The sequence below is a fragment of the Mesorhizobium sp. WSM4904 genome, from assembly GCF_029674545.1.
Lineage (GTDB): Bacteria > Pseudomonadota > Alphaproteobacteria > Rhizobiales > Rhizobiaceae > Mesorhizobium.
Genome location: NZ_CP121354.1, coordinates 4,869,505 through 4,891,390, shown reverse-complemented (window position 1 = coordinate 4,891,390; position 21,886 = coordinate 4,869,505). Strand labels below are relative to the sequence as shown.

Sequence of the window (21,886 nt, the reverse complement as noted above, 5' to 3'; positions counted from 1 at the left end):
CTTCCTTTCGGGGCGACAGTAGTAACCGGCTGGAATTCACGTAACGTGGGAAATTTCCATGTGGCCAGATTTGCCGGTTTCGTTTGCAGCTCTTGACCAGTTCGCGGGCGCTTTTGGCTGCAATTCGGGCATTCGCGGCAATCGGTTTTCAAACGTGTCGCAATTCGGTCATTTCCCTTGACCTCACAGGAATAATCGCCTTCGATGCGTTTCGTGAATGGGAGGCAGTGCATCGCAACGATGCGGGCCCGGGAGTGGGTCGAAGTGGGAGCTGCATTCACATATGAAAAAAGATCAGGGCTGCCTGGGAAGCAGGGGCGCCTGTAAAGCAGAAAAGGGTCTGAGGGTCATGAAACACATTGCAATCGGCATTCTTGGCGCCGCCGCGCTCGGGTTCACGGCATCGGCAGCTTCGGCCGGCACGCTGGATACCGTGAAGCAGAAGGGCTTCATCCAGTGCGGCGTCTCGACCGGCCTCGCCGGCTTCTCCGCGCCGGACGACAAGGGGGAATGGCAGGGCATCGACGCCGACTTCTGCCGCGCCGTTGCGGCCGCCGTGTTCGGCGATGGCACCAAGGTCAAGTTCACCCCGCTCAGCGCCAAGGAACGCTTCACTGCACTGCAGTCGGGCGAGGTCGACGTCCTGTCGCGCAACACCACCTGGACGATCAATCGCGACACCGCGCTCGGCCTGAACTTCGTCGGCGTCACCTATTATGACGGCCAGGGCTTCATGATCAACGCCAAGAAGCTGCCGGGCGTGAACTCGGCGCTGCAGCTTTCGGGCGCCGCCGTCTGCGTGCAGAGCGGCACCACGACCGAGCTCAACCTTGCCGACTACTTCAAGTCGAACAAGATGGAGTACAACCCCGTCGTGTTCGAGAAGCTGGAAGAAGTCAACGCCGCCTATGATGCCGGGCGCTGCGACGTCTACACCACCGACCAGTCGGGCCTCTACGGCATCCGCCTGACGCTGGGTGCGCCGGCCGACCATGTCGTGCTGCCCGAGATCATCTCCAAGGAGCCGCTCGGACCGGCCGTGCGCCAGGGCGACGATCAGTGGTACCACATCGTCAAGTGGACGCTCTTTGCGCTGATCAACGCCGAGGAGTACGGCATCACCAAGGCCAATGTCGACGAGATGAAGAACTCGGACAATCCCGAGATCAAGCGCATCCTCGGCCAGGAGGCCGACACCAAGATCGGCACTGATCTCGGCGTCTCCAACGATTGGGTCGTCAATATCGTCAAGGCCGTGGGCAACTACGGCGAGATGTTCGACCGCAATGTCGGCTCCGGCAGCCCGCTCAAGATCGCGCGCGGCATCAATGCGCTGTGGACCAAGGGCGGCCTGCAATACGCTCCGCCGATCCGCTGATCGAAATGTGATCCGGGGGGCAGGTCGTCTGCCTCCCGGGTTTCTCTTTTCAGGGGATTGTCGCATGGCATCGCAGGAAATCCTTCGCGAGGGGCCGAGCAGCGGCTCCTTGATCAATGACCCGAAAATACGCAGCCTCTTCTTCCAGACGCTGGTCATCGTCCTTGTGTTCGGCTCGATCTGGTGGATCGTCCATAACGTCATCGACAATCTGCAGCGTCTGCATATCGCGTCCGGCTTTGGCTTCCTCAAGGGCAGGGCAGGCTTCGATATCTCCGACACGCCGATCGCCTACAACTCGGACTCGACCTATTTCCGCGCCATCCTCGTCGGCCTGCTCAACACGATCATCGTCGCCTTGGCTGGCATCGTCATCGCCACCATCGTCGGCTTCATCATCGGCATCGGCCGGCTGTCGCATAACTGGCTGATCCGCAAGATCTGCACGGTCTATGTCGAGATCTTCCGCAACATCCCGCCGCTGCTGGTCATCTTCTTCTGGTACTCCGGCGTGCTGGCCGTGCTGCCGCCGCCGCGCGAAAGCATCCATCTGCCTTTCGGCTCCTTCCTCAATCAGCGCGGCTTCTATTTCCCGCGCGCCATATGGGGCGACGGCTCCTGGCTGATTCTGGTCGCGCTCCTCGTGGCGTTCGCCATGGCCTGGTTCGTCGCCCGTCGGGCGCATCAGCGACAGATGGCGACCGGGCAGCAGTTCCCGGTGTTCTGGACATCCGTCGCCCTGATTGTCGGCCTGCCTGTGCTCGCCTTCCTGCTTGGCGGAATGCCGCTCAGCTTCGATTTTCCGAAACAGTCGACCTTCAACCTGACCGGCGGCTTCCAGGTCAAACCGGAATTCCTGTCGCTCTTGCTGGCGCTCTCCTTCTACACGGCCGCCTTCATCGCCGAGATCGTGCGCGCCGGCATCAGGGGCGTCAACAAGGGCCAGACCGAAGCCGCCGCAGCGCTTGGCCTGCGCTCGGGGCCGATCCTGCGCCTGGTCGTGGTGCCGCAGGCGATGCGCATCGTCATCCCGCCGATGACCAGCCAGTATCTGAACCTGACCAAGAACTCCTCGCTGGCGATCGCCATCGGCTATCCCGATCTCACCGCCACGGCCGGCACGGTCCTCAACCAGACGGGGCAGGCGGTCGAGGGCGTTTTCATCATGATGATCGCCTATCTGGTGCTGAGCCTCGTCACCTCCGCGGTGATGAACGTGGTCAACGCCAGAATGGCGCTGGTGGAAAGGTAGAGCCATGCAGGAACACGATATGTCCTGGGTGCGCACCGAGATGGCTCTTGCCCAGCCGGCGCCACCCAGTGAGCGCGGTCTCTACGCATGGGTGCGCAAGAACCTGATCGCGTCTGTGGGCGACACGATCCTTACTGTCCTCGGCATTGCCATAGTGGCCTGGATCCTGCCGCAGGTCATCAACTGGGCCTTCATCAACGCCCAGTGGACCGGGCCTAATCGCAGCGTCTGCGCCACCGTCTCGCAGGGCGGCGTCCAGCCCGACGGCTGGACCGGCGCCTGCTGGGCCTTCGTCAACGCCAAGTTCGGCCAGTTCATGTTCGGCACCTATCCGATCGAGGAGCGCTGGCGGCCGATCCTCGTCGCCATCCTGTTCGTGGCGCTGCTGGTGCCGATGCTGATCCCGCGCGTGCCGCGCAAGGGGCTGAACGCCATCCTGCTCTTCCTGGTGCTGCCGATCATCGCCTTCTTCCTGCTGGTCGGAGGCGTCTTCGGATTGCCGTATGTCGAGACGGCGCGCTGGGGCGGTCTGCTGATCACTCTGAGCCTCTCCTTCGTCGGCATCGCCGTGTCGCTGCCACTCGGTACCGTGCTGGCGCTTGGCCGGCGCTCCAAGATGCCGATCGTCAAGATGCTGTGCGTGATCTTCATCGAGACGGTGCGCGGCATACCGCTGATCACCGTGCTGTTCTTCGCCAGCGTCATGCTGCCGCTGTTCCTGCCGGCTGGCGTCACCTTCGACAAATACCTGAGGGCGCTGATCGGCGTGTCGCTGTTTGCCGCCGCCTACATGGCGGAGGTGGTGCGCGGCGGCCTGCAGGCGATCCCGAAGGGGCAGTATGAGGGCGCCGATTCGCTCGGCCTCGGCTATTGGCAGAAGATGGGCCTGATCGTGCTGCCGCAGGCGCTCAAACTGGTCATCCCCGCCATCGTCAACACCTTCATCGGCATGTTCAAGGACACCAGCCTGGTCCTCATCATCTCGATCTTCGACCTGTTGGGCGTGGTCAAGCAGAACCTGTCCGACGCCAACTGGGCGACGCCTCAGACCGCCAGGTCCGGCCTGATCTTCGCCGCCTTCGTGTTCTGGCTGTTCTGCTTCGGCATGTCGCGCTATTCAATGTACACCGAACGCCGGCTCGACACCGGCTACAAACGCTGATGCATGTCGCCCAAAAGCCCGTAGCGGTTTTGGGACAACGACATGCATCAAATCGAACGATAAAAGGGGAATTGGCCATGGCCACCGAAAACGCCGTCAGCGCCGAAGAAATCAAGGTCGATGCCAAGAAGATGCATATCTCGACCACCGATGTCGCCATCGACATCATCGGGATGCACAAATGGTATGGCGAGTTCCATGTGCTGAAGGACATCAACCTCAAGGTGATGCGCGGCGAGCGCATCGTCATCTGCGGTCCGTCCGGCTCCGGCAAGTCGACCATGATCCGCTGCATCAACCGGCTGGAAGAGCATCAGAAGGGCAAGATCATCGTCGACGGCAAGGAACTCACCAACGATCTGAAGAAGATCGACGAGGTGCGCCGAGAGGTCGGCATGGTGTTCCAGCACTTCAACCTGTTCCCGCACCTCACCATCCTGGAGAACTGCACGCTGGCCCCGATCTGGGTGCGCAAGACGCCGAAGAAGCAGGCCGAGGAAATCGCCATGCATTTCCTGAAGCGCGTCAAGATCCCGGAGCAGGCCAACAAATACCCCGGCCAGCTGTCCGGCGGCCAGCAGCAGCGCGTGGCGATCGCCCGCTCGCTCTGCATGAACCCGCGCATCATGCTGTTCGACGAGCCGACCTCGGCGCTCGACCCCGAAATGATCAAGGAAGTGCTGGAGACGATGGTTGGCCTCGCCGAGGAAGGCATGACCATGCTTTGCGTCACCCACGAGATGGGCTTTGCCCGCAAGGTCGCCAACCGCGTCATCTTCATGGATCAGGGACAGATCGTCGAGCAGAACACCCCGGCCGAGTTCTTCGACCATCCGCGTCATGAGCGCACGAAACTGTTCCTGTCGCAGATCCTGCACTGAGCGATCGGAGAGCGATTTTGAGAAGCCCGGCCGGCGGCGCCGAAGCTGCCAATCTCCCCCCAAGTGGTCTAGGGGATGCACACATCTTCTGTGACCGGCGTGACTGATCGGGCTGGAGGCTTGATTGCCACGTGGTTCCCCCAATCCGTCGCTGCTTCGCAGCGCCACCTTTCCCCCCTCCGGAGGGAAAGGAAGGGAGCGTTGCTGGACGAGCGTCGACGGCAAAAAGCCTGGCGCCTTTCCTCCACCCCGTCGATCGGGGGAGAGGTGGCTCGGCGAAGCCGAGACGGAGTGGGGGTCGACCAGCGCTGCGTTGGACAGTCATGCGCCAAGCCATGCACGCTATCGCCAAAGACCAGCCGCTTGGAAATGTGTGCATGTCGTAGCCCAAGTGGTGGAGATGTCCGGCAGGACAGAGGGGGGTGCTGTCCCGCCGGCCAATCCAATTTTGTCGGCCACCCACTAAAAGCCCCTACCGCCTCACAACCTTCTCCTCCCACCCGTAAAGCCAATCCAGATCCGCGGCGAGCTTCTCTGCCGGCCGCGTTGCCAGCACCAGGTTGCGGGCGATGGCCACCGGGCCCCAGGCGTGCCAGGCGAGGCGGTTGAGCGCGCCGCGCCCGAGCACCTTTTCGATGCGCGGGCGCCTGAGCTTTTCCCAGATGGTGAGGCTTTGCTTCGGATCGCTGGCTGCGATCAGGTTGGCGAGCATCGAGGCGTCCTCAATTCCCATCGCCGCGCCCTGCGCCGCGAACGGCGTCATGGCATGCGCGGCATCGCCGATCAGCGCGATGCCCTCCGGCATCGTCCAACGCCGTTGCTCGACGGTGTGGATCGGAAACGCTGTCCATGGTCCGGCGAGCGCGGCAAGCCGCGCCAGGGCCGCCGACGTGCCGCGCATGGCGCCGGCAAGAATGGCGGGGTCGGCATGGCCGGACCAGCCTTCCGCGATGCGCTCGCCCTTGGTGAAGGCGACCAGGTTGACGGCGCTGCCCTTGCTCACCGGATAGGCGACCATATGGAAGCCCGGATGCAGGAAGGTGGTGACGCAGTCGCCCGCGCCGATCGCCGCGAAGGCGTGGCCGGCGGCGCTGTCCGCCGCCACCGTGGCGCGCCAGGCGAGCTCGCCTGAGAAGCGGTTCTTCCCGAAAGCTGAATCGATGCCCGCAAGCTGCCTGCGAACAGTCGACCAGACGCCGTCGGCGCCGACCAGCAGGTGTCCGGCGGCCTCGATCTTTCCGCCATCCGTTTCGGCTGTGACGGCGATGTTTTGCGGCTCGACAGTGATGTCCGTCACCCGCGCGCCGGTGACGAGTTGGATTTCGGGCTGCTCGGCCACCCGCGTTGTCAGCGCGGTGTGCAGATCGGCGCGATGCGCGACCAGATAGGGCGCGCCCCAGCGGTTCTCCCCAGCCTGGCCCAGTGGCACCCGCGCCAGCTCGCGCAAGGTGGCGGCGTCCTTCAGCACCACCGCTTCCGGCCTGATGGCATTCACCGCCAAGCGGTCGAGCACGCCGAGCCGGCGCAGGATGCGGGTCGCGTTGGGGGAAAGCTGGAGCCCGGCGCCCACCACTTCGAGCTGCCTGGCCTGTTCCAGCACGGTCACGACGCAACCGCGCTCGGCAAAGGCGAGCGCCGCAGTCAGGCCAGCTATGCCGGCCCCGGCGATGACGACCTGCCGGGACCGCGCTTCAGTCATGATCTGGCAATCATCCGCAATCTGCTAGTCAGGCGGCCTGTTCGATATAGAGGCAGCCGGCAGGCTCCGTTTCCGTCGCCTTCAGCTTCGGCGAATAGCGGTAGAGCGTCGAGCAGTAGGGGCAGACCTTCTCATCGTCGTCGCCCATGTCGAGGAATACATGCGGATGGTCGAAAGGCGGGTTGGCGCCGGTGCACATGAATTCCTTGACGCCGATGTCGATGACCGGATGGCCCGCATCGTTCTGGAAATGGGGAATGGAACCGCCTGCCATCGTCGTCTCCTTCAGTTCGAACCCGTTTGCATCTGGATCATAACCTGCCAGTTTGCAAGATCGATGAAATGAAACTGTCGCAAAAGGCTGGCAGAGGATAAGTTGAGCCGGTTAAGCGCATGACCTCGGGGAACTACCGATTCCGTGACATCATGCGTCATGAAAGCGTGTTAGAGCGTCGGTCACGCGTCCGGCGGTGTATGGCGCTCCAAAAGGGACGGTTGCGGGCAAGGAACCATGAATGAACTGAAGCCGGTACAGAGCGAATTCATCACCGACGAGGCGGCAAGCCCCGACGGCGGCAATCCCGACCGTTTCGTCAACCGCGAATTCTCCTGGCTGCAGTTCAACCGGCGCGTGCTGGAGGAATCGCTGAACGAGCACCATCCGCTGCTCGAGCGCGTCCGCTTCCTGTCGATCTCGGCCGCCAATCTCGATGAGTTCTTCATGGTCCGCGTCGCCGGTCTCGCCGGCCAGGTGCGCGAGGGCATTGTGCTGAAGAGTCCGGACGGCCGCACGCCCGAGCAACAGCTCGAGCAGCTGCTGCGCGAGGTCGAGCGACTGCAGGAAGACCAGCAGAAGAGCCTGTCGACCTTGATGGAGCTGCTCAACAAGGAAGGCATCGAGAGCATCACCCGCGACGCGCTCAGCAAGGACGAGAAGGCCTGGCTGGAAGAGCATTTCCAGGAACAGGTCTTCCCGGTGCTGACCCCGCTGTCCATCGACCCGGCGCATCCGTTCCCGTTCATCCCCAATCTCGGTTTCTCGATGGCGCTGCAGTTGCGCCACCGCAAGAACGGCGAGGAGATGAGCGCGCTGCTGCGCCTGCCGGTGGCGTTGCGGCGCTTCATCCGTCTGCCCGACCGCAAGCACCACGTGCGCTTCATCCCGCTCGAGGAAGCGGTCGGCATCTATATCTCCAAGCTGTTCCCGGGCTATGAGGTCAAGGGCTCCGGCACGTTCCGCATCATTCGCGACAGCGATATCGAGGTCGAGGAAGAGTCGGAAGATCTCGTGCGCCTGTTCGAGACGGCGCTGAAACGCCGTCGTCGTGGGTCCGTGATCCGCATCGAATTCGACACGCTGATGCCGGCCGAGTTGCGCGACTTCGTCGCCGGCGAACTCGGCGTTTCGGCAAGCCGCATCAGCGTCTTGACCGGTCCGCTGGCGCTGAACCAGATCTCCGAGATCGTCGCCATCCCGCGTGACGATCTCAAATTCACGCCCTACAATCCGCGTTTTCCCGAGCGCATCCGCGAGCATGGCGGCGACTGCCTGGCCGCTATCCGCGAGAAGGACATCATCGTCCACCACCCCTACGAATCCTTCGACGTGGTGGTGCAGTTCCTGCGCCAGGCGGCGGCCGATCCGGAAGTGGTGGCGATCAAGCAGACGCTCTACCGTACCTCGAACGACAGCCCGATCGTGCGCGCGCTGATCGACGCGGCCGAGGCCGGCAAGTCGGTGACGGCGCTCGTCGAGCTCAAGGCGCGCTTCGACGAGGAGGCCAACATCCGCTGGGCGCGCGACCTCGAGCGCGCCGGCGTCCAGGTCGTCTTCGGCTTCCTGGAGTTGAAGACCCACGCCAAGATGTCGCTCATCGTGCGCCGCGAGGACGGCAGGTTGCGCAACTACGTGCATCTCGGCACCGGCAACTATCATCCGGTCACGGCGCGCATCTACACCGACCTGTCCTTCTTCACCACCGATCCGACGATCGCGCGCGACGTCGCGCAGATCTTCAACTTCATAACCGGCTATGCCGAGCCGGCCGAAGAGATGCGCCTTGCCGTGTCGCCCTTCACGCTGCGCAACCGCATCCTGAAACACATCTCCGATGAGATCGCCCATGCGCGCGAGGGCCGGCCAGCCCGCATCTGGATGAAGATGAACGCGCTGGTCGACCCGATCGTCATCGACGCGCTCTATGAAGCCAGCCGCTCCGGCGTCGAGGTCGACCTCGTCGTGCGCGGCATCTGCTGCCTGCGGCCGCAGGTGCCGGGCCTGTCCGAGAACATCAGGGTGAAGTCGATCGTCGGCCGCTTCCTGGAGCACAGCCGCATCTTCTGCTTCGGCAACGGCCACGGCCTGCCGTCCGACGAAGCGATCGTCTACATCTCGTCCGCCGACATGATGCCGCGCAATCTCGACCGCCGCGTCGAAACCCTGGTGCCGATCACCAATCCAACTGTGCATGAACAGGTGCTTGGCCAGATCATGCTCGGCAACGTCATGGACAACCAGCAAAGTTTCGACGTATTGGCTGATGGCACCTCCCGGCGCGTCGTGCTGGAGGAGGGCGAGGAACCGTTCAACGCGCAGGAATATTTCATGACCAATCCGAGCCTCTCCGGACGGGGTGACGCGCTGAAATCGCATGCGCCCAGGCGCATCGCCCAGTTCAAGCGCCGCAAGAAGAACGCCGCCGCGTGATTTCAGTCTCCCAGGGCCGGCTCCAGGACCGGCGGCCGCTGTCGATCATCGACATCGGCTCGAACTCGATCCGCCTCGTCGTCTATGAAGGGCTGGCGCGCTCGCCGACACTTTTGTTCAACGAAAAGATGCTGGCCGGCCTCGGCCGCGGCATCGTTTCGACGGGCAAGCTCGATCCCGAGGCGGTGACGCGCTCCATGGAGGAGTTCCGCCGTTTTCGCGCGCTTTCGGATCAGGCCGGCGCCGAGCACATGTATGTGCTGGCGACCGCGGCGGCGCGCGAGGCGATCAACGGCCCGGATTTCATCCACCGCGCCGAGGACGTGCTCAAGACCGAGATCCGCGTGCTTTCCGGCCGCCAGGAGGCGCATTATTCGGCGCTCGGCATCATATCCGGCTTCCACCCGGCCAACGGCATCGCCGGCGACCTTGGCGGCGGCAGCCTTGAGCTCATCGACATCAATGGCGAAACGATCGGCGACGGCATCACGCTGCCGCTCGGCGGCCTGCGCCTGCAGGACATGGCCAAGAACTCGCTCGTCCAGGCGCAGAAGATCGCGCGCCAGGAACTGGCGCGGGCGAAGTTGCTCAAGGGCGGGCAGGGCAGGGTCTTCTATGCCGTCGGCGGCACCTGGCGAAACCTCGCCCGGCTGCATATGGAGATGAGCAACTATCCGCTCGGCGTCATGCATCATTACGAGATAGCCGCCGACAGTGCCCAGAACTTCCTCAGGCAGGTGGCCAAGGGCGAGGTCGAGAAGGTCAGGGGCATCGAGGGTGTCTCCAAGAACCGCCGCTCGCTTCTGCCTTACGGCGCCGTCGTGCTGCAGGAGATCATGGCGGCGATGCAGCCCTCCAAGATCGTCGTCTCGGCACAGGGCGTGCGCGAGGGCTTCCTCTATTCGCTGCTCGACGCGGCCGAGCAGAAGGCCGATCCGCTGATCTCGGCGGCCGAAGAGCTGGCAGTGCTGCGTTCGCGTTCGGTCCATCACGCGCATGACCTCGTCGAATGGACCGGCAAGGCCTTCAAGGCCTTCGGCATCGACGAGACTGTGGACGAGGCGCGCTATCGCCATGCCGCCTGCCTGCTTGCCGATATCGGCTGGCGCGCGCATCCCGAATATCGCGGCAGGCAGTCTCTCAACATCATCGCGCACGCCTCCTTCATCGGCGTCGACCACCCCGGCCGCGCCTATCTGGCTTTGGCCAGCGCCTATCGCCATGACGGCGTCTTCAACGATGGAATCGCCCCGGAGATCAAGGCGCTGGCGCCGCCGCGCATGCTCGAGCGCGCCCGCGTGCTGGCAGCGATGATGCGCGTCATCTATCTGCTGACGGCGGCAATGCCGGGCGTGATGCCCCGGCTGAACTGGGAGAGCCGCGGCAACGGCGCGCTGGCGCTCGTGCTGCCGGCTTCGCTTGCCGACCTCTATGGCGAGCGCCCGGCCGGCCGGCTGGCGCAACTCGCGCGCATCACCAACCGCCGCCTGGTGCTGGCGGTCGAAGGCGGTCCGAGCATGTCGGTAAAATAGGGCGTCTCGATCGTATGGGGCGCGCTGAATCGGGTGGGATTTCGTGAGGGTGAAGCAAAACGCGGAGCGAAAAACCCATGGCCATCGCAAAATCGTCCCCGACCCGGTCCGGATCCGCCGCGGCCGAATCTCTCGGCTTCGATCCGGCGATCCACCGCAAGCTGCTTGCCGGCGTTGAGTCCGGCCTGCTGCATGACCTGCATGTCGTTCTCGCTGCCCGCTCCGAAAGGGTGTTCCTGGAGCACTATGCGGAGGGCAACGATCAGGAATGGGGGCGCCCTCTCGGGCATGTCACCTTCGACGCCGGCACGCTGCATGATCTGCGCTCGGTGACCAAGAGCATCGTCAGCCTGCTCTACGGCATCGCGCTCGACAAAGGACTGGTGCCGCCGCCCGAGGCGCCGCTTTTCGCGCAGTTTCCTGAATATGCCGATCTCGCCGCCGATCCGGCCCGCGTCGGGATCACCATAGGCCATGCGCTGACGATGACGCTCGGCATGGAGTGGGACGAAAACCGCCCCTACAGCGATCCGCTGAACAGCGAGATCGCCATGGAGAACGCTCCCGACCGCTATCGCTTCATCCTCGATCGGCCGATCGTCGCCGAAGCTGGAAGCCGCTGGATCTATTCCGGCGGCTGCGTTGCGCTGGTCGGCGCGATCATCGAGCGCGGCAGCGGCCAAACCTTGCCGGACTTCGCCCGCGAAGCGCTCTTTCGCCCGCTCGGCATCGACCGGTTCCACTGGTCGGCTGGTGACGACGGCGTCGCCTCCGCCGCTTCAGGGCTCAGGCTGACCGCGCCCGACCTCTTGAAAATCGGCATGCTGCTTCTTCGCAACGGCCTTTGGGACGGAAAGAGGGTCATCTCGAAAGATTGGATCGAGGCGTCTTTCACGTCGGCAACTTCGACCCCTGACGGCCTCGGCTACGGCCGGCTGTGGTTCATCGGCGACGCGCCGGCGCCTGCACTCGGCGCGCCGAAACCGTGGTATGGCGGCTTCGGCAATGGCGGCCAGCGTCTCTGGTTGATGCCCGAGGCGGATATCGCGGCGGTGATCTATGCCGGCAAATACAATGCCTGGGACGCTTGGGTGACGCCGACTCGCGTCTGGCGCGAGATCATTTTGGCCAATTTCCTGCGCGCCTGAGCGGCCGTTGACGTTGAAATCCTCAGGTTACCTCGGCGCCGATACCGAAGCCGCGCCCGTCCGCCGACCATGCGCCCGCGCCGGCCATGGCGAGCGCCAGGAACCCTCCGGCAATCGCGACGTCCTTCATCAGCATCTGCTGGTGCAGGAAGGCGAGCGTCGCGTCGTCGGCGCCCTGGCCGTAATGGCCGATGAAGCCGGCGACGATGCAGAAGGCGGCAAGCAGAAGTGCTGCGATCCGCGTCTGGAAGCCGATCAGGATCAGCAATCCGGCGATCAGCTCGAACAGGCCGGTGCCCCAGGCGGCTAAAGTCGGCAGCGGCAGGCCGAGGCCGGCGAAATAGCTCGTCGTGCCGGCGATGTTGGTGAGCGCCTGGAAGCCGGAAGGCACGAAAAGACCGGCAAGCAGGAGCCGCGAGATGAGAAGCAGTGCGTTGCGGGGCATTTGCCACCTCCCTTGCCGGTATATCGTACCGGGCTCTCGGTGCAGTGTACGCCTGCAGTTGAGAAAACGAAAAAGCGGCGCGGAAAATTCCGTGCCGCTTTCGTTTCAGGCTTGGGAGGATTCTGAGAGGATAGGATCAGCCGCGCTTGGCGTCGATCGAGTAGGCGCCGGCGCCCGAGGAGGCGAGCAGGATGAAGCCGCCGGTGATGGCGAGGTTCTTGAGGAACTGGATCATCTGCATCTGGTCGGCCCAGCCGGTGTGAGCGACCAGCCCGGTGGCGATCGTGAAGATGGCGAGCACCCAGGCGGCGACGCGGGTCTGGAAGCCAACGAGGATGGCAAGCCCGCCGAGCAGCTCGATCAGGCCGACGACAACGGCCGTCACGGTCGGCAAAGGCAGGCCGAGGGCGCCGAAGTAGCCGGCAGTGCCGGAAATGGCGGTCAGCTTGCCGAAGCCGGAAAGCAGGAAGATGACGGCGAGCAGGATGCGGCCGAGCAGGATCGTGACGGAACTGTTGGACGCGGTGCCGGTGCCGGCGGTAGAAGTGTTGATGGACATGGCGAGTCTCCGAGCGGGGTTGAATGCCCAGTCAGATAGACGATGGAGACTGTTCACCAAAGACACTTATGCGGTGACACATCGTTCACAGATTTGATATTCTAGGGTTTTGCGGCTGACGCGAAATTCATGTCGCGGGAGCCGGCCGCGGGAACAAATTTTCCTGCAGCCAAAATTGCCAGCACGGAAAATTGGGTCGGATCGTGCTTACATTGGCGGTCGCATGCCGGGAGATTGGCCGAACCGCCCCCACAATTCGTCATCCGCGGGCGAAGCAAGGAGCGTAGCGACGCGGCGCAGACCCGAGGATCCATGGGTTGTGTGCGTCAAGTTCTGCAAAAAGGGGCGGCCATGAGGCTGGTCATGCGGCTTGGCGCAGAGCGAGCTTCTTATGCTCGCGCAGGTCGTCCATGTTGATGTAGCGGTTGGCCTCCATCCAGTTTTCGTTGGTTTCGACGGCCAGCGCCCTGACCAGGCGCAGGCAGCTTTCGGCGTTGGGAAAGATGCGCACGACATAGGTGCGGCGCCTGATCTCTTCGTTGAGGCGTTCCAGCATGTTGGTCGACTTCAGGTGCTTGTGGTGCTGGCGCGGCAGGCGAAAGAAGGTCAGCGTGCGCTCGATGGTCTCCTCCACCCACGTCGTCAGCCGCGGATAGCGGCCCGACCATTTGGCCAGCCACGCGGCGAGATCGGCCTTGGCCTCGGCGAGATCGCGCCGGTCGTAGAGCCATCTGAGCTCCTGCAGGCAGTCGTCGCCGTGCTTGCGCGGCAGGTGATCGAGCGCGTTCCTGAGGAAGTGCACGTAGCAGCGTTGCCAGGCCGCTTCCGGAATCACCTCGCCGATCGCCGCGACCAGACCGGCATGGTCGTCGGAGACAACCAACTCGACGCCCCTAAGACCGCGCGCCTTGAGCGCCACGAGGAAGTCCTTCCAGGCCGAGCGGCTCTCGCGATTGGCCATCTCCACGGCCAGGATCTGGCGCCGCCCGTCCCAGTCGATGCCGACCGCGATCAGCACCGCCTGGCTCATGACGATGCCGGCCTCGCGCACCTTCTCGTAGCGGGCATCGAGCACGAGGTAAGCAAAGGGCTCTTGAAGCGGGCGCTCGGCAAAGGCCTTCAGGCTTTCGTCCAGCCGTTTGTTGATGGCCGAGATCGACGAGGCCGAGAAGGCATGCCCGCACAGCTCCTCGGTGATCGCCTTGACCTTGCGGGTCGACACGCCTTGCACGTACATCTCGGCAAGCGTCGCCACCAAGGCCCGCTCGGAGCGCTGGTAGCGCTCGAACAGCTCGGTGGAGAAGCGCCCCTGCCGGTCCTGCGGAACCCGCAGCTCCAGCTTGCCGACACGGGTGACAAGCGTGCGGCCGTAATACCCAGAGCGATAGCCGAGCCGCTCCGGTGTCCGTTCGCTCTTCGAAGCGCCCAGCGCCTCGTCCATCTCGGCCTCGAGGACCTCCTGCATCACTGCGCGGATCACTTCGTGCAGCCCATCCGGGTTCGAAAGCAGAATGTCTTTGACGGCAGCTATGGCGGATTTATCTTCGATCTTGGTCATGGTGGCGTTCCTTCGCGGGAATCAGGTGACGTGAACAATCACCAGCCTGCCATGACCGCCCTCTCTCAGCGAATTTGCAGAACTCTCAGCACACTACCGATCCATGCCGTGACGTTCAAGCGTTGCTAGGGTGCAGAATTCTGCTCCGCTGCGTCCTTCGGTTCAGGTAACGGCATGGATTCCAGGTCTCCGCGACGGAGCTTCGCTCCTGCTTCGCCCTGGAATGACGACCTCGTAGGCCTTCCCGCGCCGCAAAAGCTACCCCGGATGCGTCATATCCTCGGGCCGCACCAGCCGGTCGTAGTCGGCTTCGCTGACCAGCCCGGTGGCGAGAGCCTCCTCGCGTAGCGTGGTGCCGTTCTTATGCGCGGTCTTGGCGATCTTGGCGGCGTTGTCGTAGCCGATGGTGGGGGCGAGCGCCGTCACCAGCATCAGCGAGCGCTCCAGCGCCGCCTTGATGTTGTCTTCCCGCGCCTCGATGCCGACCACGCAATTGTCGGTGAAGGACACGCAAGCGTCGGCGAGCAGCTGCACCGACTGCAGGAAGTTGTAGGCCATCAGCGGGTTGTAGACGTTGAGCTCGAAATGGCCCTGGCTGCCGGCGAAGGCCAACGCCGCATTGTTGCCGAATACCTGCACGCAGACCTGCGTCAGCGCCTCGCACTGGGTCGGGTTCACCTTGCCCGGCATAATCGAGGAGCCCGGCTCGTTTTCCGGCAGCGAGAGCTCGCCCAGGCCCGAACGCGGGCCTGAACCGAGCAGGCGGATATCGTTTGCAATCTTGAACAGCGCGGCGGCGGCCGCGTTGATCGCGCCATGCGAGAACACCATGGAATCGTGCGCCGCGAGCGCCTCGAACTTGTTCGGCGCGGTGACGAAGGCGATGCCGGTGATCGACGCGATCCGGTCGGCGATCTTCTCCGCGAAGCCGACCGGCGCGTTGAGGCCGGTACCGACGGCGGTGCCGCCCTGCGCCAGCTCCTGCAGGCCGGGCAGCGTCTGCTCGATGCGCTTGATCGACGAGGAGACCTGCGCGGCATATCCCGAGAATTCCTGGCCGAGGGTGAGCGGCGTGGCGTCCTGCGTGTGGGTGCGGCCGATCTTGATGATATGGTTGAAGGCGCGGGCCTTGGCGTCGAGCGCCTTGTGCAGGTGGTGGAGCGCCGGGATCAGATGATGCGCGACCCGCTCGGCGCAGGCGATGTGCATGGCCGTCGGGTAGGTGTCGTTCGACGACTGGCTCATATTGACGTGGTCGTTCGGATGTACCGGCTTTTTGGAGCCCATGACGCCGCCGAGCATCTCGATAGCCCGGTTCGAGATCACCTCGTTGGCGTTCATGTTGGACTGCGTGCCGGAACCCGTCTGCCAGACCACCAGCGGGAAATGGTCGTCGAGCTTGCCGTCGATGACCTCCTGCGCGGCGTCCACGATCGCCTTGCCGATGGCCGGATCGAGCCGCTTCATCTCCATGTTCACCTCGGCCGCCGCGCGCTTGACGATGCCGAGCGCGCGCACGATGGAGGCGGGCTGCTTTTCCCAGCCGATCTTGAAGTTGCCCAGGGAACGCTGCGCCTGCGCGCCCCAATAGCGGTCGGCCGCCACCTCGATAGGACCGAATGTATCGGTTTCGGTTCTGGTCTTTTCAGCGCTCACGGGAAATCTCCTGTCGATTTGCGCAAGGGCGTATCGCGTTGCACAAATGGCATCAAGCGGAGATTGAAGGTGAGCGAGGTGCAAATCGGTTGAAGGAGCGCGCCTCTTCCTTCTCCCCTTGCGGGAGAAGGTGGATCGGCGCGATAGCGCCGAGACGGATGAGGGGTGTTCCAGCGGAGTGAGACGCTGGCGTTCCCTGGAGCACCCCTCATCCGACCTCGCTTCGCGAGGCCACCTTCTCCCACAAGGGGAGAAGGAAGAAGCTCTCTAGCCGCCGTCGACCGTGCCTCCTTCATCGGGGGGAAAATACTGCACCATTAAAGCCTGGGATGAAACAACCACTAGCGCAGCAGGGAACGTGATGTCGGTGAAAGCCGCAGGATTTCCGTGCGGACCAGATCGGACGAAGCGAGGTTGCTTCGACTTCCGGCTTGTGCCGCATCGTCGTAGAAACCGGCGACGATGATGAAGACATTCTCGCCGGCTCGCACCGGCAGGCGCGGAAAACTGTTTTCGGCATGCTCGCTGACGAAGGCGCCGAGCAGCCGAGCGCCATTTGCCGTGAGCTGCGGAACCGCCTCCGTCCGGAAACGTTCCGCGAAGCTGGCCTCGGTGCCCGGGCGCAAATGATGAATCGAAATCTCAACAATTCCGGCTAGTCCGGCATCCTGGCTTGGTTTTCCGGTTTCGCTCACGCTCGGTCGCTTCGACCTCGACAGGTCGAAGCCTGCACTCGGCCATGCAGATTTCAGCAGCAGCACGTCGTCGGAATCGATCATCGTCGCGTTGGCGGCGTCGCGATGCTTGGCCCAGACCGGGCCGTCGTAGAAGGCGGTGAGCGCGTTCTTCCTCGCCTCCATGTCCTCGAAGCCGCGCATCCAGACGAACATGTCGGGGCGGTCGAGGTCGCGGAACTGGCCGATGATAGTCATGCCGGTCGCCTCCTGCGTCTCGACGAACTCTCGGTCGAACAGCGCGATCAGCGTTTCGCGCTGGCCGGGCTTCAGCGTGTATTGGCGGAGCTCGACGACCGGCGATGCAAGGCGAGGGGCATTTCGAGCGAGATTCATCGTCGACTCCAAAACAGGGTGATTGTCCTGTTTGACAAAACAAACCGGTTGTCCTGTTTTGTCAATCTGATATCTTGCTGGGATGTCACGAGAGATTGCAGCGCCGTCGCGATCGCGGCGCAAAAAGCGCACCAACGATCCCGAAGGCATGCGCCGCCGCGTGCTCGACGTGGCGGAAGACTCCTTCCAGGCGCGCGGCTATCACGCTTCCAGCCTCGGCGACCTGATGGCGGCGGCAGGCGTCACCGGCGGCGCGCTGCATCATCATTTCCCAACCAAGAAGGCGCTGGCGCTGGCGGTGATCGAGGAACGCGTGGCGGCGGCGGTTCAGGAAACCTGGATCGATCCGGTGCGGGCGGCGCCGTCGGCGCGCGAAGGAGTTCGCGCAGTGTTTGAAGCGGTAGCGGCCGAGCTCGAACGGCAGGGCTATGTGCGCGGCTGCCCGCTCAACAACCTGGCGCACGAGCTGTCGCTCGCCGACGCCGATTTCCGTCTGGCGCTGGCCAACGTCTTCGCCGGCTGGCGGCAGGCGATCGCCGACAAGATACACGCCGACCAAGAAGCTGGAGGGGAGGGTGGAACCGACCCGGACCGCTTCGCGGCGCTGGCCGTCGCGGCTTACTCCGGCGCCATGTCGATGGCCAAGACGGCGCAGGACGCTGGAGTGTTGCGGGAGTGTTTGGCGGGGTTGGAGAGTTCCGGGTCGTCGCCGTCGCAGAGCGCATTGCCAGAGAAGCGGCGCCGCAGAGTGTTGCGACGGCAGCCAATTCGCTGAAGTTGGCGGGACAGCTCCTCCGGGTCTGCCGACGTCTCCTTGCTCGCCCTGCGGCCAGACCTCACTCCTTCAGCGGCTTGATCGTCTCGAATCCCACCTCGCTCTCAGCGCTCGTCCCTTCGTCATAGCGCCGCGCCAGCACTGCCCGAAGATCCGGCGAATAGAGCGCGGTGAAGCTGTCGACCACCGCGCCGGAATCGCCGGTTATCGTCTCGTTCACCGCCAGCACGTTGTATTTGCAGTCGCCGAGCTTGTAGGTTTCCTTGCCCTTGACGTTTAGCGCCAGCGTTTCCGTACCCTTCGGCGTCTTCTTCGCCGAGAGCCGCACGAACTCGGTTTTGCTCTTGGCGCCGGCCTTCAGCGGAAACAGCTTCTTGATGTCGCCGAGCGGGATCATCGACAGCCGTCCCGTATCGCTGTCGCGAAAGACCTCGATCAGCCCGGCATAGAGAAACTGCGTCTGCGGCGATTGCGACTGGTAGTCGTTGACGACCGCGACCATGCCGCCCGGCGCCGGCCGGAACTCGCTGCGGATGCCGGGTTTCTCCAGAACGAAGCCGGCCTTGGCCGATTTGGGATCGATGCAGTCGGCTGCTTTGGCGGAACTGGCCAGCGCCAGCATGGCAAACACGAAACCGACCGTGGTGGTCTTCATGGCGTCCTCCTCTGCCCGCCCTGGTTGCCTCGTGAAGCAATGCCAGACCGCGGCTGCCCTGTCGACCCAAAGCATGTCTCCCGAAAGTGGGAACCGGTTTCGGGACAAAGACATGCGTAAAATCGGAGACCTAGGGCGATGGAGCGATCTGAAAGATCGCGACGCGCTTTAAGAGCTTTTCATGCCCTGGCATGAAAAGCCGCCCAGCGGCAAAACCGGAGGGCAAAACTGGACGAAGCGTGATCGGCGATGTTCAATCCTGTGACGATGAATCGCCGCTTGCCAGCAACCACCTCGCGCCGCGCTTTCCTCATGGGAGGCCTCGCCGTGGCCGCCAGCTTGCCGCGCGCGGCTTTCGCCCAGACCGGCCGGCGCATTCAGCCGATCGACGCAACGTTCCTGTTCATCGCCGACATCCATGCCTGCCGCATGGCGCGCAAGCTGAGCCCCAATTGCGAGCAGGAAGGCAAGACCGATGCCGCGCTGCTGCGCAATGTGGCGGCGCTGAACGCAATCGAGGACAAAGAGTGGCCGGTCGAGATCAGCGGCGCCGCCACCGGCCTGCATTCGGCAGGCAGGCGCATCGGCACGCCGCTCGGCCTCGTCACCGGCGGCGACATCACCGACGACGGCGGCGGCCAGATCACCCTGCCGAGCGAGGGCACCCAACTCCTGCAGTTCAGCCAGCGCTACCAGCAAGGCGTCGGGCCGGACCGCGTCCATATTCCCGTCTATGTCGGGCTCGGCAACCACGATCTCGACCAGAATGGACCGAAGCGCCATGTCGACTGGTACCGTCGCGAGATGCGCGACTATGTCGAGGTCAACCATCGCCCCGGCGTCTTCTTCAAGCCGCCGGTGCCGGCGACGAACTACGACGTCGACACCGACTGCTATTCCTGGGACTGGGGCGGCCTGCATCTCGTCCAGACGCATCGCTTCGCCGGCGATACCGGCCATGGCGCGCTGAGCAGCCTGCCCTGGCTGAAGCAGGATCTGGCGACCTATGCCGGCGACGGCCGTCCGGTGATCCTGTTCCAGCATTACGGCTGGGACCCCTTCTCAATCGAGCGCTGGGATCCGGCAAAACGCGCCTATGACGACGACGGCATCGGCCGCCCGCATTGGTGGGGCGAGGCCGACCGCCAGGCGCTGGTCGGCGTGCTGAAAGGCTACAATGTGATTGCCATCTTCCACGGCCATCAGCACGAGGTGCCGATGATCTACCGGCGCGACGGGCTGGACCTCATCAAGCCGAAGGCCGCCTATATGGGCGGCTTCGCGCTGGCGCGGGTGACCGATGACAACCTCGATGTCGTGCTGGGCGAGGCGGCCGGCGACCATGGCGAGGTCGTCTTCACCAATGCGTTCTCCAAGCAGTTCGAGGCATGAAGCAATCCGAGGCATGAAAAAGGCCGCCTGAAGGCGGCCTTTTTCGGGATCAGAGCGCCTTGCGGACCTTGTCCTTCACGTCGCCATAGGCCTTGCGCACCTTGCCGGCGATCTTTTCCGACACGCCTTCCACCTGCATGCGCCGGTTGCCCGTGGCCTTGCCGGCCGCCTGCTTGACCGAGCCCTTCACTTGCTTGGCAACCCCGACGACCTGATCCCTGTTCACCATATCCGCATCTCCTGGGCCTGGAATGGAGATGGATGCGAAGGCCGCATCCGACACGACAACGAACCGACAACGTTCGGGTTCCGCCGGCCTGCCGGCTCGCGGCAAGGACTTTCGGCGGGAAGCCTAAGCTATTTCTTGTTTACGCAATTGCGGGCGGAAAACCGTTTCACACTTTTTCTGGAATTGCTCTAGCTTGACGCCGCAATCGGCATCAGGAGACACCGTGGCTGAGTTCACCCTATACATCGGCAACAAGTGCTTTTCGTCCTGGTCGCTCAGGCCCTGGGTGGCGATGCGGCACCTGGAAATACCCTTCGAGGAGAGCTTCGTGCGGCTGCGTACGCCGGAGACCGCGGCCAATCTCGCCAAGGTCTCGCCGACTGGCCTGGTTCCGGTCTTGAATCACAACGGCAGGATCGTCTGGGAAACCCTTGCCATACTTGAATATCTGGCTGACCTCTTTCCGGAGAAAAAGCTGTGGCCGGACGATCTCGGCGCCCGTGCCTTGGCGCGCTCGGTGGCGACCGAGATGCATTCCGGCTTCCGCGAGGTCCGCTATGGCTGGCCGATGAATCTGCGCCGGCCGAAGGCCCATACGCCGCTGGATGCCGAGGGCGAGGCGCAGCGCGCGCGCATCGAGGCAATCTGGCGGCAGTGCCGCGAGCAACACGGCCGGGGCGGCCCGTTCCTGTTCGGCCATTTCACCGCAGCCGACGCCATGTATGCGCCCATCGTCACCCGCTTCGACACCTATGGCGGGGAGCTTGCGCCCGTCACCCGCGCCTATGTCGACGCGGTTTTGGCAACGCCGGCGATGCGGCATTGGTATGCGGAGGCCGCCAGGGAGCCCTGGCCCGAACCAGGGCCTCATGAGCAGGATTAGCTCCCAGCGGGCGGCGGTTTCGCCGCAATTCGCGTCAACTGCTCTGATGGCGGGACTTCAAGAACCTCCGGCACGGCCTATGTGAAGGGTCGGGCGGCTTCCGGAGATTTCACCATGACATCCTCTAACTCCTCACTCGCCGGCAAGGTCGCGCTGGTCACCGGTGCCTCATCCGGCATCGGCGAAGCGACCGCCGCCGCACTTGCCGCCGCCGGCGCGAAGGTGGCCGTCGCCGCCCGCCGCATCGATCGCCTGGCGACGCTGGCCAGCCGCATCGACAAAGCCGGTGGCACCGCGCTCGCCATCGCAGCCGACATCGCCAAGGGCGGCGACGTCACCGCCATGGTCGACAAGGTCGTTTCCGAATGGGACCGGCTCGACATCCTCGTCAACAACGCCGGCGTCATGCTGCTCGCGCCGGCGGCCGAGGCCGATCTCGACGACTGGCGCCGCATGATCGAGCTCAATCTGATCGGCCTGATGGCGACCACCAAGGCGGCGCTGCCGCATCTCAAGGCTGCCAAGGGCCACATCGTCAACGTTTCGTCGGTGGCCGGCCGCGTCGCCAACCCTGGCGCCAGCGGCTATGCGGCGACCAAGTTCGGCGTCGTCGCCTTTTCGGAGTCGTTGCGCCGCGAGGTCTATGCCGACAAGGTGCGCGTCACCGTCATCGAGCCCGGCCTTGTGCGCACCGAGCTCGCCGACCACATCACCAACGAGGAATTCAAGGCCGGACTCGAGCACCGCCTTGCCACCATGGAAGCGCTGACCGCCGAGGATATCGCCAATGCCATCCTCTACGCCGTCAGCCAGCCGCCGCACGTCAACATCAACGAGATCCTGATCCGTCCGACCGATCAGGAGCGCTGAATTGCCTCGAGAGCGGATGGCACCAGCCAAGAAGA

General features: G+C 63.9%; 20 protein-coding genes. 11 read left to right on the top strand and 9 right to left on the bottom strand.

Annotation, left to right across the window (positions count from 1 at the left end; all coding sequences use genetic code 11):
• The first annotated feature begins 349 nt into the window (after positions 1 to 349).
• From QAZ47_RS23475 to QAZ47_RS23460, 4 genes are all read left to right on the top strand, one after another.
• Positions 350 to 1,378: an amino acid ABC transporter substrate-binding protein gene (locus tag QAZ47_RS23475; protein WP_278203161.1), complete on the top strand. Its 1,029-nt coding sequence runs from the start codon at positions 350 to 352 to the stop codon at positions 1,376 to 1,378.
• 64 nt (positions 1,379 to 1,442) lie between these two features.
• Positions 1,443 to 2,630 (top strand): amino acid ABC transporter permease, encoded by a 1,188-nt coding sequence (locus tag QAZ47_RS23470; RefSeq protein WP_278203159.1) that lies wholly within the window; start codon positions 1,443 to 1,445, stop codon positions 2,628 to 2,630.
• A 4-nt stretch (positions 2,631 to 2,634) separates the two neighbouring features.
• Positions 2,635 to 3,792, top strand: a complete 1,158-nt coding sequence (locus QAZ47_RS23465) for an amino acid ABC transporter permease (protein ID WP_278230906.1) — start codon at positions 2,635 to 2,637, stop codon at positions 3,790 to 3,792.
• A 77-nt stretch (positions 3,793 to 3,869) separates the two neighbouring features.
• A complete protein-coding gene (locus QAZ47_RS23460; protein WP_278203157.1) occupies positions 3,870 to 4,673 on the top strand; it encodes an amino acid ABC transporter ATP-binding protein in 804 nt (267 codons plus the stop codon).
• A 472-nt stretch (positions 4,674 to 5,145) separates the two neighbouring features.
• Here QAZ47_RS23460 and QAZ47_RS23455 read toward each other — a convergent pair whose 3' ends face one another.
• Positions 5,146 to 6,372, bottom strand: a complete 1,227-nt coding sequence (locus tag QAZ47_RS23455; RefSeq protein ID WP_278230905.1) for an FAD-dependent monooxygenase — start codon at positions 6,370 to 6,372, stop codon at positions 5,146 to 5,148.
• Between the two features lie 28 nt (positions 6,373 to 6,400).
• Positions 6,401 to 6,646, bottom strand: coding sequence for a zinc-finger domain-containing protein (locus QAZ47_RS23450; protein ID WP_278230904.1), 246 nt, complete (start codon positions 6,644 to 6,646; stop codon positions 6,401 to 6,403).
• Between the two features lie 237 nt (positions 6,647 to 6,883).
• On the opposite strand from QAZ47_RS23450, the gene QAZ47_RS23445 reads away from it, so the two are divergent.
• From QAZ47_RS23445 to QAZ47_RS23435, 3 genes are all read left to right on the top strand, one after another.
• Positions 6,884 to 9,079 (top strand): RNA degradosome polyphosphate kinase, encoded by a 2,196-nt coding sequence (locus QAZ47_RS23445; protein WP_278230903.1) that lies wholly within the window; start codon positions 6,884 to 6,886, stop codon positions 9,077 to 9,079.
• On the top strand, positions 9,076 to 10,611 hold the full coding sequence (gene ppx / locus QAZ47_RS23440) for an exopolyphosphatase (protein ID WP_278230902.1): 1,536 nt from the start codon (positions 9,076 to 9,078) through the stop codon (positions 10,609 to 10,611). Before QAZ47_RS23445 ends, ppx begins: the two co-directional genes overlap by 4 nt.
• A gap of 77 nt (positions 10,612 to 10,688) precedes the next feature.
• Positions 10,689 to 11,759, top strand: coding sequence for a serine hydrolase (locus tag QAZ47_RS23435; RefSeq protein WP_278230901.1), 1,071 nt, complete (start codon positions 10,689 to 10,691; stop codon positions 11,757 to 11,759).
• A 22-nt stretch (positions 11,760 to 11,781) separates the two neighbouring features.
• Here QAZ47_RS23435 and QAZ47_RS23430 read toward each other — a convergent pair whose 3' ends face one another.
• The 5 genes from QAZ47_RS23430 to QAZ47_RS23410 form a co-directional block, all read right to left on the bottom strand.
• Positions 11,782 to 12,204 carry a DoxX family protein gene (locus QAZ47_RS23430; RefSeq protein ID WP_278203149.1) on the bottom strand — a complete coding sequence of 141 codons (423 nt, stop codon included), beginning with the start codon at positions 12,202 to 12,204 and terminating at the stop codon, positions 11,782 to 11,784.
• Positions 12,205 to 12,340: 136 nt separating this feature from the next.
• Positions 12,341 to 12,763 carry a DoxX family protein gene (locus QAZ47_RS23425; RefSeq protein WP_278203148.1) on the bottom strand — a complete coding sequence of 141 codons (423 nt, stop codon included), beginning with the start codon at positions 12,761 to 12,763 and terminating at the stop codon, positions 12,341 to 12,343.
• 361 nt (positions 12,764 to 13,124) lie between these two features.
• On the bottom strand, positions 13,125 to 14,321 hold the full coding sequence (locus tag QAZ47_RS23420) for an IS256 family transposase (protein WP_278203348.1): 1,197 nt from the start codon (positions 14,319 to 14,321) through the stop codon (positions 13,125 to 13,127).
• Between the two features lie 258 nt (positions 14,322 to 14,579).
• A complete protein-coding gene (gene fumC / locus QAZ47_RS23415) occupies positions 14,580 to 15,977 on the bottom strand; it encodes a class II fumarate hydratase (RefSeq protein WP_278230900.1) in 1,398 nt (465 codons plus the stop codon).
• 341 nt (positions 15,978 to 16,318) lie between these two features.
• Entirely contained in the window at positions 16,319 to 17,047 is a 729-nt protein-coding gene (locus tag QAZ47_RS23410; protein ID WP_278233860.1) for an NIPSNAP family protein, read from the bottom strand.
• Positions 17,048 to 17,195: 148 nt separating this feature from the next.
• On the opposite strand from QAZ47_RS23410, the gene QAZ47_RS23405 reads away from it, so the two are divergent.
• The gene (locus QAZ47_RS23405) at positions 17,196 to 17,822 is read left to right on the top strand and encodes a TetR/AcrR family transcriptional regulator (protein ID WP_278230899.1); all 627 of its coding nucleotides are present in this window, start codon (positions 17,196 to 17,198) and stop codon (positions 17,820 to 17,822) included.
• A 61-nt stretch (positions 17,823 to 17,883) separates the two neighbouring features.
• Here the strand turns inward: QAZ47_RS23405 and QAZ47_RS23400 are convergent, their stop codons facing one another.
• A complete protein-coding gene (locus QAZ47_RS23400) occupies positions 17,884 to 18,477 on the bottom strand; it encodes a hypothetical protein (RefSeq protein WP_278230898.1) in 594 nt (197 codons plus the stop codon).
• Between the two features lie 267 nt (positions 18,478 to 18,744).
• On the opposite strand from QAZ47_RS23400, the gene QAZ47_RS23395 reads away from it, so the two are divergent.
• The gene (locus QAZ47_RS23395; protein ID WP_278233859.1) at positions 18,745 to 19,869 is read left to right on the top strand and encodes a metallophosphoesterase; all 1,125 of its coding nucleotides are present in this window, start codon (positions 18,745 to 18,747) and stop codon (positions 19,867 to 19,869) included.
• 49 nt (positions 19,870 to 19,918) lie between these two features.
• Here QAZ47_RS23395 and QAZ47_RS23390 read toward each other — a convergent pair whose 3' ends face one another.
• Entirely contained in the window at positions 19,919 to 20,098 is a 180-nt protein-coding gene (locus QAZ47_RS23390) for a CsbD family protein (RefSeq protein WP_278075833.1), read from the bottom strand.
• A 223-nt stretch (positions 20,099 to 20,321) separates the two neighbouring features.
• On the opposite strand from QAZ47_RS23390, the gene QAZ47_RS23385 reads away from it, so the two are divergent.
• Both QAZ47_RS23385 and QAZ47_RS23380 read left to right on the top strand, forming a co-directional pair.
• The gene (locus QAZ47_RS23385) at positions 20,322 to 20,981 is read left to right on the top strand and encodes a glutathione S-transferase family protein (protein ID WP_278230897.1); all 660 of its coding nucleotides are present in this window, start codon (positions 20,322 to 20,324) and stop codon (positions 20,979 to 20,981) included.
• 114 nt (positions 20,982 to 21,095) lie between these two features.
• Positions 21,096 to 21,851 (top strand): SDR family NAD(P)-dependent oxidoreductase, encoded by a 756-nt coding sequence (locus QAZ47_RS23380; protein ID WP_278075835.1) that lies wholly within the window; start codon positions 21,096 to 21,098, stop codon positions 21,849 to 21,851.
• The last annotated feature ends 35 nt before the right edge of the window (positions 21,852 to 21,886 follow it).